At 59.2% G+C, this 15,867-nt stretch carries 13 protein-coding genes; 4 read left to right on the top strand and 9 right to left on the bottom strand.

All coding sequences use genetic code 11. The features are described 5' to 3' along the window. Positions 1-25: 25 nt before the first annotated feature. On the bottom strand, positions 26-3,346 hold the full coding sequence (locus ACNA0J_RS06105; protein ID WP_415817442.1) for an acetyl-CoA carboxylase family protein: 3,321 nt from the start codon (positions 3,344-3,346) through the stop codon (positions 26-28). A 149-nt stretch (positions 3,347-3,495) separates the two neighbouring features. Between ACNA0J_RS06105 and ACNA0J_RS06100 the strand changes: the two genes are divergently transcribed. Beyond that, positions 3,496-4,464 (top strand): LysR family transcriptional regulator, encoded by a 969-nt coding sequence (locus tag ACNA0J_RS06100; RefSeq protein WP_415817440.1) that lies wholly within the window; start codon positions 3,496-3,498, stop codon positions 4,462-4,464. 59 nt (positions 4,465-4,523) lie between these two features. On the opposite strand, the gene ACNA0J_RS06095 is transcribed toward ACNA0J_RS06100, so the two are convergent. The 7 genes from ACNA0J_RS06095 to ACNA0J_RS06065 all read right to left on the bottom strand — a co-directional run bounded on the left by ACNA0J_RS06095 (position 4,524) and on the right by ACNA0J_RS06065 (position 11,865). After that, positions 4,524-5,171, bottom strand: coding sequence for a 3-oxoacid CoA-transferase subunit B (locus ACNA0J_RS06095; protein WP_415817438.1), 648 nt, complete (start codon positions 5,169-5,171; stop codon positions 4,524-4,526). A 7-nt stretch (positions 5,172-5,178) separates the two neighbouring features. After that, the gene (locus tag ACNA0J_RS06090; protein WP_415817436.1) at positions 5,179-5,859 is read right to left on the bottom strand and encodes a 3-oxoacid CoA-transferase subunit A; all 681 of its coding nucleotides are present in this window, start codon (positions 5,857-5,859) and stop codon (positions 5,179-5,181) included. A gap of 41 nt (positions 5,860-5,900) precedes the next feature. Continuing rightward, positions 5,901-6,677: an SDR family oxidoreductase gene (locus tag ACNA0J_RS06085; protein WP_415817435.1), complete on the bottom strand. Its 777-nt coding sequence runs from the start codon at positions 6,675-6,677 to the stop codon at positions 5,901-5,903. 26 nt (positions 6,678-6,703) lie between these two features. Beyond that, positions 6,704-7,882, bottom strand: a complete 1,179-nt coding sequence (locus tag ACNA0J_RS06080; protein ID WP_415817433.1) for an acetyl-CoA C-acyltransferase — start codon at positions 7,880-7,882, stop codon at positions 6,704-6,706. 23 nt (positions 7,883-7,905) lie between these two features. Then, on the bottom strand, positions 7,906-9,990 hold the full coding sequence (locus tag ACNA0J_RS06075; protein WP_415817431.1) for a 3-hydroxyacyl-CoA dehydrogenase NAD-binding domain-containing protein: 2,085 nt from the start codon (positions 9,988-9,990) through the stop codon (positions 7,906-7,908). Positions 9,991-10,058: 68 nt separating this feature from the next. Then, positions 10,059-10,880, bottom strand: coding sequence for an IclR family transcriptional regulator (locus tag ACNA0J_RS06070; protein ID WP_415817429.1), 822 nt, complete (start codon positions 10,878-10,880; stop codon positions 10,059-10,061). Between the two features lie 31 nt (positions 10,881-10,911). Continuing rightward, positions 10,912-11,865 (bottom strand): tripartite tricarboxylate transporter substrate binding protein, encoded by a 954-nt coding sequence (locus ACNA0J_RS06065; protein WP_415817427.1) that lies wholly within the window; start codon positions 11,863-11,865, stop codon positions 10,912-10,914. Between the two features lie 219 nt (positions 11,866-12,084). On the opposite strand from ACNA0J_RS06065, the gene ACNA0J_RS06060 reads away from it, so the two are divergent. The 3 genes from ACNA0J_RS06060 to ACNA0J_RS06050 all read left to right on the top strand — a co-directional run bounded on the left by ACNA0J_RS06060 (position 12,085) and on the right by ACNA0J_RS06050 (position 14,662). Next, the gene (locus ACNA0J_RS06060; RefSeq protein ID WP_415817424.1) at positions 12,085-13,887 is read left to right on the top strand and encodes an acyl-CoA dehydrogenase; all 1,803 of its coding nucleotides are present in this window, start codon (positions 12,085-12,087) and stop codon (positions 13,885-13,887) included. 158 nt (positions 13,888-14,045) lie between these two features. Beyond that, positions 14,046-14,276, top strand: a complete 231-nt coding sequence (locus tag ACNA0J_RS06055; protein WP_415817422.1) for a glycine zipper 2TM domain-containing protein — start codon at positions 14,046-14,048, stop codon at positions 14,274-14,276. 8 nt (positions 14,277-14,284) lie between these two features. Further along, positions 14,285-14,662 carry an EF-hand domain-containing protein gene (locus ACNA0J_RS06050; protein ID WP_415817420.1) on the top strand — a complete coding sequence of 126 codons (378 nt, stop codon included), beginning with the start codon at positions 14,285-14,287 and terminating at the stop codon, positions 14,660-14,662. 37 nt (positions 14,663-14,699) lie between these two features. Here the strand turns inward: ACNA0J_RS06050 and ACNA0J_RS06045 are convergent, their stop codons facing one another. Further along, complete coding sequence (locus ACNA0J_RS06045) at positions 14,700-15,836, bottom strand: NADH:flavin oxidoreductase/NADH oxidase (protein WP_415817418.1); 1,137 nt, start codon at positions 15,834-15,836, stop codon at positions 14,700-14,702. Between the last annotated feature and the right edge of the window lie 31 nt (positions 15,837-15,867).

Here is a 15,867-nt window from a genome sequence, read left to right as displayed (position 1 = left end):
GTCGGTTCCTCAGTAATTTTTATGCTCACCATGTATCGACAAAGGAGCGACGTGCCCGGCCCGCACGCAGCGCTGCGGACGCGATCCCCTGACGAATCCAGGTGCGAGTTTCGGCCGGATCGATGACTGCGTCGATTTCGGTCGTAGAAGCGACGTTGATGGCATGGCCACGCTCGTATGCGCGCGCTACCAATTGGTCGTAAAGTGCTTGGCGCTCGGGCCCTGGCGGAACATTCTCGAGTTCCTTTTTAAAACCCAACCTGATCGAGCCCTCCAGCCCCATAGGGCCGAACTCTCCTGTCGGCCACGACACCGCACAACTTGCAGAGCGAAAACTCCCCCCCGCCATTGCCATGGCGCCCAGACCATAGCCTTTACGCAGCGCAATCGCCAGCAGCGCGACGCGCAATTTGGCAGCCACCACAAACATCCGGGACACATGGCGAACCTGCGCCTTTGCCTCCTCGTCAGGGCCGACCATGAATCCCGGGGTATCGATCAGGGAAATGATCGGCAACCCGTGAACGTCACACAGCGTCATAAAGCGCGCTGCCTTGTCCGCCGCATCAGCGTCGATGGCGCCGCCCAAATGGTGCGGGTTATTGGCGATGATGCCGACCGATTGGCCCTCGACCCGAGCCAAAGCCGTGTGCAGCCCATGCCCGAATCCAGAGCGCAACATCAGTACGCTGCCCACATCCGCGATGCCTTCGATGACCTTGCGGCTATCGTAGACACGCAGGCGATTCTCCGGGACCATATGCCGCAGTTCGAGCGGATTGGGCGCCGACCAGGTTGTCGTGCGTCCCTGAAACATCGAGAGGTAGCGCTTTGCCACCGCGACGGCCTCGGCTTCGTTTTCCACCAGAATGTCGATCACGCCGTTGGCAAACTGCACAGGCGCAGGGCCGACTTCCTCGGGCTTGAAAATACCCAGCCCCCCGCCCTCAATCATGGCCGGCCCCGCCATGCCGATGTTTGAACACTTGTCCGCAATGATGACGTCACATACGCCTAGAAAAGCAGCATTGCCGGCAAAGCATCGACCCGACACGATGCCCAGTAGAGGAACCTCGCCGCTCAATTCCGCCAGAGACGCAAAGGTGGGTTGATACAGCCCGGACACGAATGGAAAGTCCACGTCTCCCGGACGGCCGCCGCCGCCCTCCGCGAACAACACCAATGGCATCTCATCGCGATGCGCGCGTTCGACCAGCCTGTCTGTTTTGATGTGATTACGTTTGCCTTGCGTGCCTGCCAGGACCGTTGCGTCGTAGGCCAGCACGGCGCTCAGCGAGGCGTCATAGCCGAATTCAGCGCCATTGATGTTGCCAACACCCGTAACAATGCCGTCGGCAGGCGTATTGGCGATCAAGTCTTCCTTTGTGCGCCGCGTGGCCTGTGCGGCAATGACCAAAGCGCCATATTCGACAAAGGAGCCGTCGTCGCACAGATCGGCGATATTTGCACGGGCGGTGCGCTGTCCTCTCGACTGCCGCTTTGCCACCGCATCAGGGCGTGCCTCATCATACAGAATCGCATGACGATCAAATACGGCCTGCAAATCCGGGCGGACGGCGTTCAAGTCAACGGTTTTTACGTCGACGTCCAGGTCGACGCCGCCCGGGCCCTGCTCGATCACCACCAGAATTTCGTTTTCGGCCGCTTGATTTCCCTGAATGGCGCGGACGTCCACGACTCGGCCATTGCCCTCGGCAACAACGGAATACTCCATTTTCATCGCTTCGATGACCGCAATGGGTTGGCCTTTCTGTACCACGTCGTCCACGGCAACCGACAGCTCGACAATACGACCGCTCAACGGCGCGCGACAAGCGACCAAATGGTCATCGATCCGCTCATCAATGGCAATTGCTTTCAAAACAGACGACACAGCAGGCGTATGCGCGTCCTCGCCGATGAGCCGATCCTTTGCCTGCTGTTCCAGTTCTAACTGAGTAGCAGCAGTCAGCAGTTCCGGCAAAATCGCCTCTACATGCCGCGTATGGTTCTGCTGCAGCAGGAAATCATCACGCTCGACTAGCGCCCTGAGCAGCTCAATATTCGTCGCCACCCCAACGACGCGGAACTCCCCCAAGCTGCGGCGCAGGCGTCTGACGACGCTGGAGAAATCCTCGTTGGCACTCGATACGACCAACTTGGCCAAAAGCGTGTCAAAGGCCGACGCTGGCGAGTAGCCACTATAGGCGTGCGTATCGACTCGCACGTCCGGACCGGTAGGCGGATCAAACCGCTCAAGCCGCCCGTGTGCAGGGCGAGCCATGCCGGTAGCATCGGTCGTTTCTGTCGTGATCCGCGCCTGAATGGCATACCCTCGCGGCTGCGGAGGGCACGCAGGATCCAAACCCAAGGCCTGCAGGCTTTTCCCCTGCGCGATACCGATTTGCACTGCCACCAGATCTACACCTGTGACCTGCTCTGTGATGGTGTGCTCGACTTGCAGTCTAGGATTGGCTTCGATGAAAACGAAACTTGTCTGTACGCCACGGTCGTCTTCCTCGACGAGGAATTCAAATGTGCCCAGGCCGCGATAGTTCGCTTTCGATGCGAGCTTTTTTGCGGCAGCGAGAATGCCAGTGCGCAACGCGGCGTCGAGAACCGGACTGGGCGCTATTTCGACGACCTTCTGAAAACGCCGCTGCAGCGTGCAATCGCGCTCACCCAGCGCAACGACATTGGCGCCATCGCCGATGATTTGCACTTCGATGTGGCGAGCACGATTGACCAGGCGTTCCGCATAGAGCGCATCCACTCCAAATGCGGACGTCGCCTCGGATCGACAGCGGGCATAGCGTTCTGGAATTTCGGATTTATCCTGTACGACACGCATGCCGCGGCCGCCACCCCCGCCAACCGCCTTGATGACGATGCCGACGCCGCCCTGTTGGTCGAAGAACTGCATGATCTCTTCGAGCGTCGCCCCACCGTGCGTCGCCGGCATCACCGGAACTTCGCATTCTCGGGCGAGTTTCAGGGCGCGCCCCTTGTCGCCGAACAAAGCCAACTGTTCGACCTCTGGGCCAATGAAGGTGATCCCCGCATCGGCACAGGCTTGTGCGAAATCCGATCTCTCGCTCAGAAATCCATAGCCTGGATGAATGGCATCGCAGTCCTCACTTTTTGCTGCGGCGATGATGGCGTCGATATCGATATAGGCCGCAGGGCCAGACCCGTTCAGCGCAACCGCCGTATCCGCCAAAATTCGATGCCGTGAGTTCGAGTCATCTCGGGAATACACAGCCACGCTTTGCATGCCTAGGTCACGTATGGCGCGAAAAACCCGAACGGCAATTTCGCCACGGTTGGCAACCAAAATTCTTTTCATGGTTCTTGATCTCTTGTCTCATGGTTCTATCGCCGGCAAGGCACTCCAACCCGACCCATGGTATTTGCCGCGCAACTACGAGACAATTCACATCTTTCTCTGGCGGCTATAGCGGTTTGGCATAGATCAATCAGTGGAGTGAGCCGACGATGGACTTAAGACAACTACGAACCATTCTGGCCATTGCGGAGACGGGCAGTCTCACCAGAGCGTCGGAATTGCTGCACATCGTTCAACCCGCGCTATCTCGGCAGCTGAAACAGTTGGAAGACGAGTTGGGCGCGCCTTTGTTCCACCGAAACCACCTGGGGATGGTTCTGACCGTCCCGGGCCGCCGCTTTGTCGATCAGGTACGTGTGTCTCTCAAAGGGCTGAATCAGGCCAAGGCGGACATTGGCGCTGCGGCCAAGAACCTGATGGGATCAGTGGCCATCGGGATGTTGCCCGGTCTGGCCGCCGTATTGGCGGGACCATTGGTCACTTCGCTGCGTCGCCAGTATCCGGACCTGAAAGTACGAATCGCTGCGGGATTCTCTGATTTTTTGCAGGATGGCCTCGAGGACGGCAAGCTGGACATCTGCCTCATGGGCGACTACCTGCAATCGGAGATGCTGCAGACCTCGCCGGTATATCGTGAGCCCATCTACGTGGTAGGCCTGCCGGGTTGCGGGCTTTCGCAATCGAGCCCGGTCAACCTCGCAGAGGTCGTAAAACTGCCTATGGTGGTTCCTGAGGCAAAGAGTCTGCGCAACGCCATCGACCGTGCGTGCACCATCATTGGCGTCAACCTGAATCCAGTCGCTGAATCGGACAGTACTGCCGTCATCCTGGACTTGGTTGAACGGGGTGTGGGCTACACCATCCTGCCGGTCATGCCCATCACCCCGATGCTGGACGCCCAGCGACTCGTAGGCGCACCAATAGTCAGTCCGTCGCTAGGCAGAACGATCATATCTTGTAGCCCCATGCTCACGCGTAACCCACATACGGTAAAGGCGCTGCATAGTGAATTGATCGCCTTGCTGCGGCCATATGTGCGGAAATTTAAAAACGCGGGTGTCACGTGGCTCGTGGAGAATGAGGGGGATCGGGAATCCCATCAGCCCGGGTTGACATGAAGGTCTTGCCGTCGGGATTGAACCCGAGTTCGCTGTAACGAAATCACCCGCCCACCATCTCAACGATCGTCCGGAAAGTGCAATGGTGCTCCGGTACACGCTCGCAACTCGCCATCACTGATATCTACGAGCTTCTCTCTCAGGACAAATCCTTTCGGCGTGATATCAACGATCGCCAGATCCGTGTAGACGCGATGCACCACACCGGGGCCTGTCAATGGCAGTGTGCAGTTCTCGACCAGCTTTGGCGTGCCGTCCTTGGCGTTGTGTTCCATCAGGATGAACACTTTTCGCGCGCCAACGGACAGATCCATTGCACCGCCAACGGCGGGCGGCTCGCCTTTGCGGCCCAGGGACCAGTTTGCCAGGTCACCCGTCTGCGACACCTGCATGCCACCCATGATGCACAAGTCCAAATGGCCGCCACGCATCATGGCAAACGAGTCCACATGGCCAAAAAAGGCGCCTCCGGTGAGCAGCGTTACGGGGTGCTTGCCGGCGTTGATGAGCTCGTGGTTCTCTTCGTCGGGCGCGGCTGCCGGTCCCATGCCAAGCATGCCGTTCTCGCTCTGCAGCAAGATCTCGTCGGCAGGATCGAGGTGGTTGGCCACCAGTTCCGGCAGACCGATGCCGATATTGACGTAACTACCGGCAGGGATATCCTTTGCAAGCCGCGCGGCCATCTGAATGCGGGTGAGTTTTTGCATCGCGTTTTCAACTTGAGAATTGGGGATTGCTGACGACCACCACTCGCTGCACGAATATGCCGGGAGTCACAATGGCCTCGGGATCGAGCTCGCCCAGCGCGACCTTGTGTTTGACTTGTACGATGGTTGTTTTTGCGGCTTGGCACATCACCGGGCCGAAATTGCGCGCCGTCTTGTTGTAGATGAGATTGCCCCACCTGTCGCCTTTCTCGGCTAGCACCAATGCGTAGTCCGCATGCAATGGGCGTTCAAACACATAGCCATGACCGTCGATCTCTCGGACCTCTTTGCCCGCTGCCAGTTCGGTGCCGTAGCCCGTACGCGTATAAAAACCGCCGAGCCCAGCCCCCGCCGCATGCAGGCGTTCGGCAATCGTACCCTGCGGAACACATTCCAACTCGATGCGCCCTTCGGCGTAGAACTGGTTGAACACGTAAGAATGGCTGGCCCTCGGAAACGAACAGATCATCTTGCGAACGCGCTCGGCTTTTATCAGCGCCGCCAAACCGACTTCGTGATTGCCTGCATTGTTGCTGACCATCGTCAGGTCGCGTGCGCCCTGCTCTAGCAACGCGTGCAGGAGTTCCGTCGGATGCCCTGCGCCGCCAAACCCGCCGACCAGAACCGTCGCTCCGTCGGGGATATCGGCCACCGCCTCATGTACGTTGTCCTTGAACTTGTCGATCATCTCAGTCCCGCATTAGTAAAGTTTTGTCGCGCTCGCCTGCATCAGGCGCTGACACTGGCACCGCCGTCCACCAGAATCGCCTGGCCTGTGATATGACGAGAGGCCTCACTGGCCAGCAGGACTGCAATGCCTTTCAGGTCTTCTTCGCCGCCGACGCGCTCCAACGGTATGCGGTCCAACAGCGACTGTCCCATGCGCTGAATCTGCACGTCCGCCATGCGCGACGAGAAATAACCCGGGCATATGGCATTGACGTTGATGTTGTAGCGTCCCCACTCGCATGCCAGCGTCCGCGTGAAGTTGACGGCGGCAGCCTTCGACGTGTTGTAGGCGATCGTCGATACGCCCTTTGCGGTACCGCGCATCCCCGCGGCGGAGGCAACGGTAATGATCTTGCCGGCGCGGCGTGGAATCATCGTTCGGCGCCCGACTTCCCTGGAAAGATAAAACACGGCGTTGATGTTCAGGTCCATGACCTTGTGCCACGCTTCATCGGGGTAGTCTTCCGCAGGCGCCCCCCAAGTCGCGCCCGCGTTGTTGACCAGCACATCGATCACGCCAAAGCGATCCAGCACCCGGTCCACGAGGCCAGGTATGGTGTCGAACTGCGAGAGGTTTCCAGGCACAGTGAGCACCTCAATCCCCTGAGACTGCAGGTGCTGCGCAGCAGCCTCCAGCTCGGCTTCTTTGCGAGCGGTGATGGCCACCTTGCAGCCCATCTCGCCCAAGGCCTCTGCTATTTGCAGTCCCAGGCCGCGAGATCCGCCCGTAATGAGAGCGACTTTTCCTTCCAACTGAAACAGCGACTTTACGCTCATCGATTTCTCCTTCCGGGCCGCGCCGATCAAGCCACTTCGAAAAGACCGGCGGCGCCCTGCCCGCCGCCCACGCACATCGTCACGACGACGTACCGCGCGCCACGGCGCTTGCCCTCGATCAAGGCGTGCGCCGTCAAGCGGGATCCTGACACGCCATACGGATGTCCTACGGCAATGGCGCCGCCATTCACATTGAGGCGATCATCGGGTATGCCGAGATGGTCACGGCAGTAGATCACCTGGCAGGCAAAGGCCTCGTTCAGTTCCCATAGATCAATGTCAGATACCTTGAGCCCGGCCCGTTTGAGCAGACGGGGTACGGCAAAGATAGGGCCAATGCCCATCTCGTCGGGTTCGCAGCCGGCAACGGCGAAACCGCGGAATATGCCCAGTGGTTGAATACCTCGGCGTTCCGCCAGCTTTGCATCCATGACCAGGCAGGCCGATGCGCCGTCAGAGAACTGGCTCGCGTTGGCCGCCGTTATCACGCCGCCGGGCAGCGCAGAACGGACGCCCGAGATGCTCTCGAGCGTGGTGTCTGCGCGTATCCCCTCATCCGATGAGATTGTCACCTCACGACGCGAAACTTTACCCGTGGCTTTGTCCTGCACGGCCATGATAGTCGTCATGGGTACGATCTCGGCATCGAACAGGCCGGCGTCACGTGCAGCGGCAGCGCGTTGCTGGCTGCGCACGCCATAAGCGTCCTGCGCGTCTTTGCTGATGTTATATCGGCGGGCGACATTCTCTGCGGTCTGCAGCATGCTCAGATAGAGGGCAGGCTTGTGCTCGAGCAGCCACGGGTCGCGGCGCATGTGCATATTGGCTTCATTCTGCGTGCACGAAATGCTCTCAACCCCGCCGGCAACAATCATCGGCGCGCCTTCGACCATCACACGCTGAGCGGCCAAGGCGATGCTTTGCAGGCCTGTGGAGCAAAACCGATTGATACTCATGCCGGCCGTCGTTACCGGCAGGCCTGCGCGCAAGGCGATGGCACGGGCGATGTTTCCGCCGGTCGTGCCTTCCAGATAGGTGCCGCCCATGATGCAGTCCTCGACGTCGGCGGGGTCAACACCAGCTCGGGCAACGGCATGATGAACCGCGTGAGCGCCCAGCGTCGCGCCATACGTCATGTTGAACGCGCCGCGCCATGATTTAGCCAGGGCGGTGCGAGCCGTAGAAACAATGACAGCCTCGTTCATGATGTCCTCAATGTGATCACGGATTATTTCAATGCGTCGCCGGAATCGGCCAGCTGAACCAGCATCGAGGCTGGCTGCCAGAAATCCGGGTTGCGCGACTGCGCGGCAAACCGGCGCATCGCGCGTACCACGTTGTACAGGCCGACCCGCTGGGCAAAGTGCATGGGGCCACCGCGATGCAGCGGGAAGCCATACCCATTGAGGTATACGATGTCCAGGTCAGAGGCCCGTTGCGCGATGCCTTCCTCCAGGATTCGTGCGCCCTCGTTGACCAGCGCGAACACGCAGCGCTCGACGATCTCACGCGAGGTAAAACTGCGCGGCACGATGGATTTCTCCTGGCGGTAGGCATCGAGAATCTCGGCGACCACGGGGTCCGAGTGGGCAGTGCGGCTACCGGATTCGTATCGATACCAACCCGCGCCGGTCTTCTGACCAAATCGTCCTGCTTCGCAGAGGCGATCCGCGACGCAGGAGAAATCCCGGTCCGGTTGCTCGGCTTGCCGGCGCTTTCGGATGGCCCAACCAATGTCCAAGCCCGCCAGATCGCCCATGCGGTAAGGCCCCATGGCAAAACCGAAGTCCTCGAGCGCGCTGTCGATCTCCTTGGGCGACGCCCCCAGCAACAGCAATTCCTCGCCTGCATCACGATAGCCATTGAGCATGCGGTTGCCGATAAAGCCGTCGCACACCCCAGAAACGACCGGCTGCTTACCGATCACCTTTGCCAGATTGAGAGAGGTCGCGAGAACTTCGTCGGAGGTCTGATCCGCGCGGACGATTTCAAGCAGTCGCATGACATTGGCCGGGCTGAAGAAATGCAGGCCCACCACATCTGCGGGACGCTTTACGAATGTCGCGATCGCATTGACGTCAAGGGTAGAGGTGTTAGTCGCCAGGATCGCGCCAGGTTTTAGCACCTCGTCCAACACGCGGAATACTTTTTCCTTGATTGCCATGTCTTCGAACGCGGCCTCGATGACCAGGTCGGTATCACTCAGATCACCATAGCTGAGGGTCGTTTGTAGCAAGGCAACTCGCTGGTCCATCTGCGTTTGGCTGATTCTGCCCTTGCGCTTGGTCGCTTCGTAGTTCTTACGGATGGCGGCGACACCTCGGGCAAGCGCCTCGTCGTTCATATCAAGCAAGGTCACCGGTATGCCGGCGTTCAGGAAATTCATGCTGATGCCGCTACCCATGGTGCCAGCGCCAATGACGCCGACTCGCCGGATCTCGCGCTTCGGAGTGTGCGGCGAGATGCCCTGCACCTTGGTCGCGGCACGCTCGGCAGCGAAGACATGCCGTAGTGCTGCGGATTCAGGTGTATTCATCAGTTGGATGAAAAGCGACCGCTCTTTCTTGATCCCATCATCGAATGGAAGCAGGCAGCCGGCAACGGCCTCGACGCATTGCGAGGGTGCGGGCAGCCGAGGATGAGCGGCTGCCGTATTCCGTCGAACGACTTGCAGGAACGCTTGTGCGTCCGGCTCCGTGATAGTGATGTCGCGCGTGCGCCGGATCGGATCGCCGGCGCGAACGCGTTCGCGGGCAAACGCCATGGCGGCATCCGCTACAGCGCCCTCGACCACCAGATCAAACAAACGGGTGTCGGCCAAATCAGCGGCTTTTTCCTTTTTGCCGTTGACGATCATATCCAGACCTCGTTCCAGCCCCACCAGGCGTGGCAGCCGTTGCGTGCCTCCCGCGCCGGGCAATAGGCCCAGCTTTACTTCCGGCAAACCAACCAAAGTCCGTCCGGCAGCAACACGGTAATGTGCCGCCAGGGCTAACTCGAGACCGCCACCAAGACATATGCCATCGATGGCGGCAACGACGGGCTTTGAATATGCATCGAGCGCGTCAATGACATCGCGCAACGTGGGATGCCAGTTCGCCTTTGGCGTTCCGAACTCGGTAATGTCCGCACCGCCCGAGAACACCTGCTCGGAGCCCGTTATCACCACAGCCCGTACCGCTGCGTCTGCCTCGGCCTGGTCCAACGCCTCCAGGATCTGTCGGCGTTGCATGTGCCCCATGCTGTTGACGGGTGGATTCTGCATCGTGATCAGAGCGATGCCGTCGACCACGGTATAGGTGAGCTGCGTCATATGGATGAAGAACCTTTCACGTTCGGTGTAATGGAAAAAGCAATACAGGCATTGCCTACGGCGGCAGCCTAGGCAGGAGCGCCTGTCTGTTCCTTGATCTGTGATGCCAGATCCAGCAATCGGGGACGAACCTCGTTAAGCAGATACTCGCGAGACATGCGAAACGCAGGCCCGCCGAAGTTCAGCGCCATCAGAGGCTGGCTGCCGCCCAGCCGTAGGCCGACGGCGATGCTGTGCACGTCCGGGTTCCAGTCGCCAAAGCAGCAGGTGCACCCGAGCTTGTCGTAGTCTTCCTGTGCCTGCTCGAGTCCTCGTGCGATAGCTTGTCCGGAGCCGATGTCCAGTTCACTGGCGCGCTCAATGATCTCGCGTTGCTCTGCGGGGCCCGCCTCTACCAGATAAGCGCGTCCGATGGCCGTGACGGCAATGGGCACATGCGAACCCATTTGCAGATTCAAGGTCAAGGCGACCTGACTACGGCAGGCCTCCAGATACAGCATCGAAAATCTGTCGCGGGCACCGAGTGCCACCAGACCACCGCAGGCGGTCGCCAACTGCTGCATGCCAGGCTTGGCAATCTGGCGTACGTCCAGCTTGGCGAGCATACCGGCCCCCAAAGCCAACGTGGCTACGCCGAGGTGATATTTGCCGGTGCTCTCGTCCAGCCGCAGGTAGCCCAGTCGTGCCAGCGTGGCGGTCAGGCGCGACACTGTGGACTTTGGCAGCCCGCAGTGACGCGCGATCTCTTGGTTACCCAACGCACTGTCGCCGCCGTTGAAGCTGGCGAGAACCTCCAAGCCGCGCGCTAGCGCTGTCACGAAATGCCTGTCTTCCGTGTCCGTGCTTTTTGAACGCGGCAGAGTGTCTGTAGAGGTTTGCGCAATAGTCATGTTTTACATCTAGGGCACGAAGCCCGGATCGTTACAGGCCTAGATCGGTGATCAAGGGTTTTTGGGTTTCATACTCGTTCTTGGCGAACGCAGCATAAGCATCATGATCGAGGTAGTACGTTCTGACGCCGAAGTTCTTGGCAGCAGTCTTGACCTCGTTGTCTTCCAATGCCGCTTTGATGGCTTTGTCCAGCTTTTCGACGATAGGAGCAGGCAGATTCGCAGGGCCTCCGATTCCCAGGGGCGATTTCACCACGACGTCGTAGCCTAGTTCCTTCAAGGTTGGTACGCCCGCGAACTCAGGGTTGCGCGCTTCGTCCGCCGTCGCCAGCACGCGTACGTTGCCCGATTTGACCTGAGCGAGAATGCTGTTCGTCACTACGGCGGCCCGAACATGCCCGCCCACCAACGCTGCGGTCGCGTCCGCGTCGCCTTTGTAAGGGATGTGAGTGAACTCTACGCCCTCGCGTTTGCCCAGCATAGCGAGCACAACTTGATTGCCCGTGTACCGCCCCGGTGTACCGTAATCGATCTCGCCCGGATGCTGTTTCGCATAGTCAACCAGGTCCTTGGCCGTCTTGAACGGTGAATCAGCCTTCACGGCCAGCGCGAAGTCATAGGTCAGAATCGTCGCAATGTAGGTCACGTCACGGATGGGATTCCAGGACACTGGTTGTAAATGCGGTTGGCGAAAGATGCCTACCGGCGTCATGGTCAGGGTGTAGCCGTCGGGTTTGGCTGTCTGCATCGCCGCCACCCCCATGGACCCGCCCACGCCTGGCTTGTTTTCGATGACTACGGGCTGCTTCAACTGTTTCGACAAGCTGGTCGCCAGCGCTCGCGCCATGACGTCAGTGGTGCCACCGGCGCCATACGGAACAATGATGGTGATCGGCTTTTCAGGATAGTTGTCCTGGGCAGCGGCAGCTGAGGGGACCTGGCTGACGGCCAGCACGGATATCGCCAAGGCAGCACTGAATTTCATAGTTGTCTCCATAGGTGGGCATGTCGAAACTGCCGAAGCCGCGGCAAACGTGCACCTAATTCGTCAGCCACAACCAAACGCAGCGTGTAGAACCCGATACCGGATTTTTCCCGTTTTTTATGTGATTTGATGCTAGCATGGCTTAATTGGTTCTGCAATGCAGTTTTATATTCTGCATAGCGGAACATAAATCGCCTTGTTTGACGATTCGGAAGCCTGATGACAAATCTTCTTATCTGCCGCGACCATCTCGATTTTGTGCTGTACGACATGCTGGACAGTGTGTCGTTGACCCAGCGGGAACGCTATGCCGATCATTCTCGCGAGACCTTCGACGCCGCGATCAACGCGGCACAGCGCCTGGCCAGTCAACATTTCGCTCCTCACAATAGACTCTCGGACGAGAACGAGCCAGAGTTCGATGGCCAGGCAGTCAAAACCTTGCCCGCGGTCGGCGAAGCGGTACGCGCCTTTGCCAAAGGCGGATTCCTGGCCGCGACGCACGATTACGAACTGGGTGGCATGCAGCTGCCGATCACCATTTCTCAGTCCTGCCTGGCATTGTTCCGTGCGGCGAATGTGGGAACCTCAGCGTACTGTTTTCTCACCGCTGCCAATGCCAACCTGATACGCGCGTTCGGCACGCTCGAACAAAAAAAGCGATTCCTACCGTCCTTGCTCGAGGGGCGTTGGCTGGGAACGATGGCGTTGACCGAGTCCGATGCCGGGTCCTCGGTGCCTGATCTGCGCTCTACCGCCACCCCGCTATCTGACGGCCGCTATTCGATCAAGGGTCAGAAGATTTTCATCTCCGCAGGCGACCACGATATCAGCGAGAACATCGTGCACCTCGTTCTGGCGCGCATTGCCGGCGCACCGCCGGGCGCTCGAGGCCTGTCGCTGTTCATCGTGCCGAAGTTCCGCGTTGATGATGAGGGACGAGTTGGTGAATCGAACGATGTCGCGCTCGCGGGCTTGATCCATAAGATGGGCTACCGGGGCACCACATCAACGATGCTCTCATTCGGAGAAAACGATGGTTGCATCGGAGAGTTGATCGGAGAACCCGGCCAAGGCCTGCGCTGTATGTTCACGATGATGAACGAGGCGAGAATCGGCGTCGGCATGGGCGCCACCATGTTGGCCTACACGGGCTATCGCCATGCGCTGGCCTATGCGAAAGAGAGACGCCAGGGGCGGCTGCCCGGTGCTAACGACCCACATAGTCCACAGGTACCTATCGTCGAACATGCGGATGTGCGACGGATGCTGCTGACTCAGAAAGCCTATGCAGAAGGCGCGTTGTCCTTATGTCTCGTCGCAGCGAGGTTGGCCGACGATGAGGCGAATCATCCCGACGCGGATGAACGCGCGGAGGCCGCCTTGTTGTTGCCGCTGCTGATTCCCGTGGTCAAGTCTTGGCCTGCGCGTTTCGGATTGGCAACCAACGACCTTGCGATCCAGGTGCACGGCGGATACGGCTACACGCGCGAGTACCCTGTGGAACAGTTCTATCGAGACAATCGCCTGAATGCGCTACATGAAGGCACGCACGGTATTCAAGCGATGGACTTGCTGAATCGAAAGGTCGGCATGCACAACGGGCAGGCGCTGGAGCGTTTGCACCAGCGTGTGATGCGTACGATAGAGGCTGCAAAAGCCAGCGGCAACCCGAAGTTCGCCGAGCACGCGGTTGCATTAAACCTGTCGTGGCAGCAACTGCGTGAAACAACACGGGTATTGTTGGACGCAATTGCGCAAAGCCCCCGCGAAGGATGCGCCAATGCGGCCTACTACCTGGACCTGTTCGGTCATAACGTCGTCGCGTGGATTTGGCTGTGGCAGGCTCAAGTCGCGCATGCGCAGATAACGGCGCGCCCTGACCTTGCGGATTTTTACCTGGGTAAGATTGCGGCGTGCGATTGGTTCTTTCACACTGAACTTGCATTGACGTTGCCGGTGCATCAATTGCTGCAGGCCACGAATAGTTCGGCGCTAGGCGTGGAGATTGATTGGTTGTAGACGGACGATACCTCCTTTTGGGTCGTCCCCCCCCTGAAACGTTGCGCCGTGCGCTGATGAACGCCCGAGAGTGCTATTTTCCGAAACTTTGTATATGCTACTCCTGACGTCCTACTGCATTAGGTCCCTGTATTGACCGATCAAAGGAGGTAAATGCAATGAACAAGACATTCATAGCCATCGCGCTGATGGGCGCGTTGGCGGGCTGCCAATCGGGTGGCGGCATGCACACCAGCTCGGAATTCGACTGTATTGCCGGCACCGTGGGGGGAGCTGTTGCGGGTGGCCTGCTAGGCAGCATGGTCGGCGGCGGCACGGGCAAGACAGTTGCTACCGTCGCAGGCGCAGGTGCCGGCGGCTATGCCGGTAATCGCTTAGGCTGCAAATGAGGACCACCATGAAAAAGACACTGCACCGCCTCGCCCCCATTGCCGCGCTGTCGTTTTGCCTGGCCGGTTTTACGGCCCACGCCCAGACCCAGATGCAGCCGCGCCCGACCGAAGCCGAACTCTTTGAGCGGATGGACACCAACCGCGACGGCAACGTTACCCAAGCCGAGTATCGCACCTTCATGGAGCAAGCCTTCACCAAGCTCGACACCACAGGTGACGGCAAGCTCTCCCGGCCCGAAACCACTACCGTACTCACGGACTCCGAGTTCACCATGCTGGATAAGAACAAGCGTGGCTACGTCACGCGTGATGAATTCATGAGCCAGGTCATGGACGACTTCAGCAAGCAGGATCGTGACGGTAACGGCATGCTGACCCGTTGATATGTTCCGCTGGCGGTGTGAAATTACAGAGTAGTCTTTACACCGCCGCCAAGGCCTTTGCCCACTTGGATAGCCACCACCCGTAGGGTTCTGGCCAGCGCGAGAAGTTCGGGTCTTCTCCGAGCTCTTGCGCACAATGCTGCACCCAGGACGGGTTGAACAGCAATTGCCGGCCAATCGCCACCAGATCCGCCTTGCCGTCGCGCAGCACTTGTTCTGCCTCGGCGCCGGTACGGATCATGCCAACCGCCATGGTAGGAACGTTGGCCTTGCGGCGCACAGTTTCTGCAAAGGGAACCTGATAGAGCGGCCCGCGAGCGAGGTTGGAGTTGGTTGCGCCCCTGAGCAGATTCCCGCCAGACGAGCAATCGATCAAATCAACACCGGCCTCCTTCAGGCGTTCGGCCAGCACCACACTGTCTTCCAGTGTCCAGCCGCCATCAACCCAGTCGGTGGCGGAGATACGCGCAAAGATCGGCGTTTTATCGGATAGCGCCGCCCGCAGGTCACTCGCGATTTCCAGAGGGAGACGCATCCGGTTCTCGAGAGAGCCGCCATAAGCATCCGTACGTTTGTTTGCCAGCGGCGTGAGAAAACTCTGCAGCAGATAGCCATGCGCCAAATGCAGCTCAATAATGTCGAACCCCGCCCGCTCAGCCAATAAAACAGTCTGTACAAATTCTTGGCGCAGCAGCTGAATTCGATCCAGCGTCATTGCTTCAGGTACCGGCCACCCGGGTGCGAACGGCAGATCCGAGGGGCCTTCCGGCTGCCACAGCTCCTCTCCTCGCGAGATATCGTCTGCAGTCAGGGGGCCATTACCCTGCCACGCTCGCTGCGCACTGGCTTTGCGTCCACCATGATTGATTTGAATCGCCGCCTTGCTGCCAAAGCTGTGAATCACATCGGTGAGCCGGCGAAATGCCGGCAGATGGTCTTCGCTCCAAAGCCCCAGGCAGCCATTGGTAATTCTGCCTCGACGGCAAACCGCCGTCTGCTCGACAGTGACCAAGCCCACCCCCCCCATGGCGAACTTGCCATAATGGGTCATATGAAAGTCATTCAGTGCGGCTTCTTCAGCGATATACATCGCCATAGGAGACAAGACAATGCGATTCGGAAGCGTCACCCCACGGTAGGTGATCGGGCTGAAAATCAAATAGTCATTGGACATGATCAACACTCGCAAAATATGGGTTCAACGC

The organism is Bordetella tumbae (assembly GCF_965139195.1).
GTDB lineage: Bacteria > Pseudomonadota > Gammaproteobacteria > Burkholderiales > Burkholderiaceae_B > Bordetella_A > Bordetella_A tumbae.
This window is presented reverse-complemented; position numbering and strand designations above follow the sequence as displayed.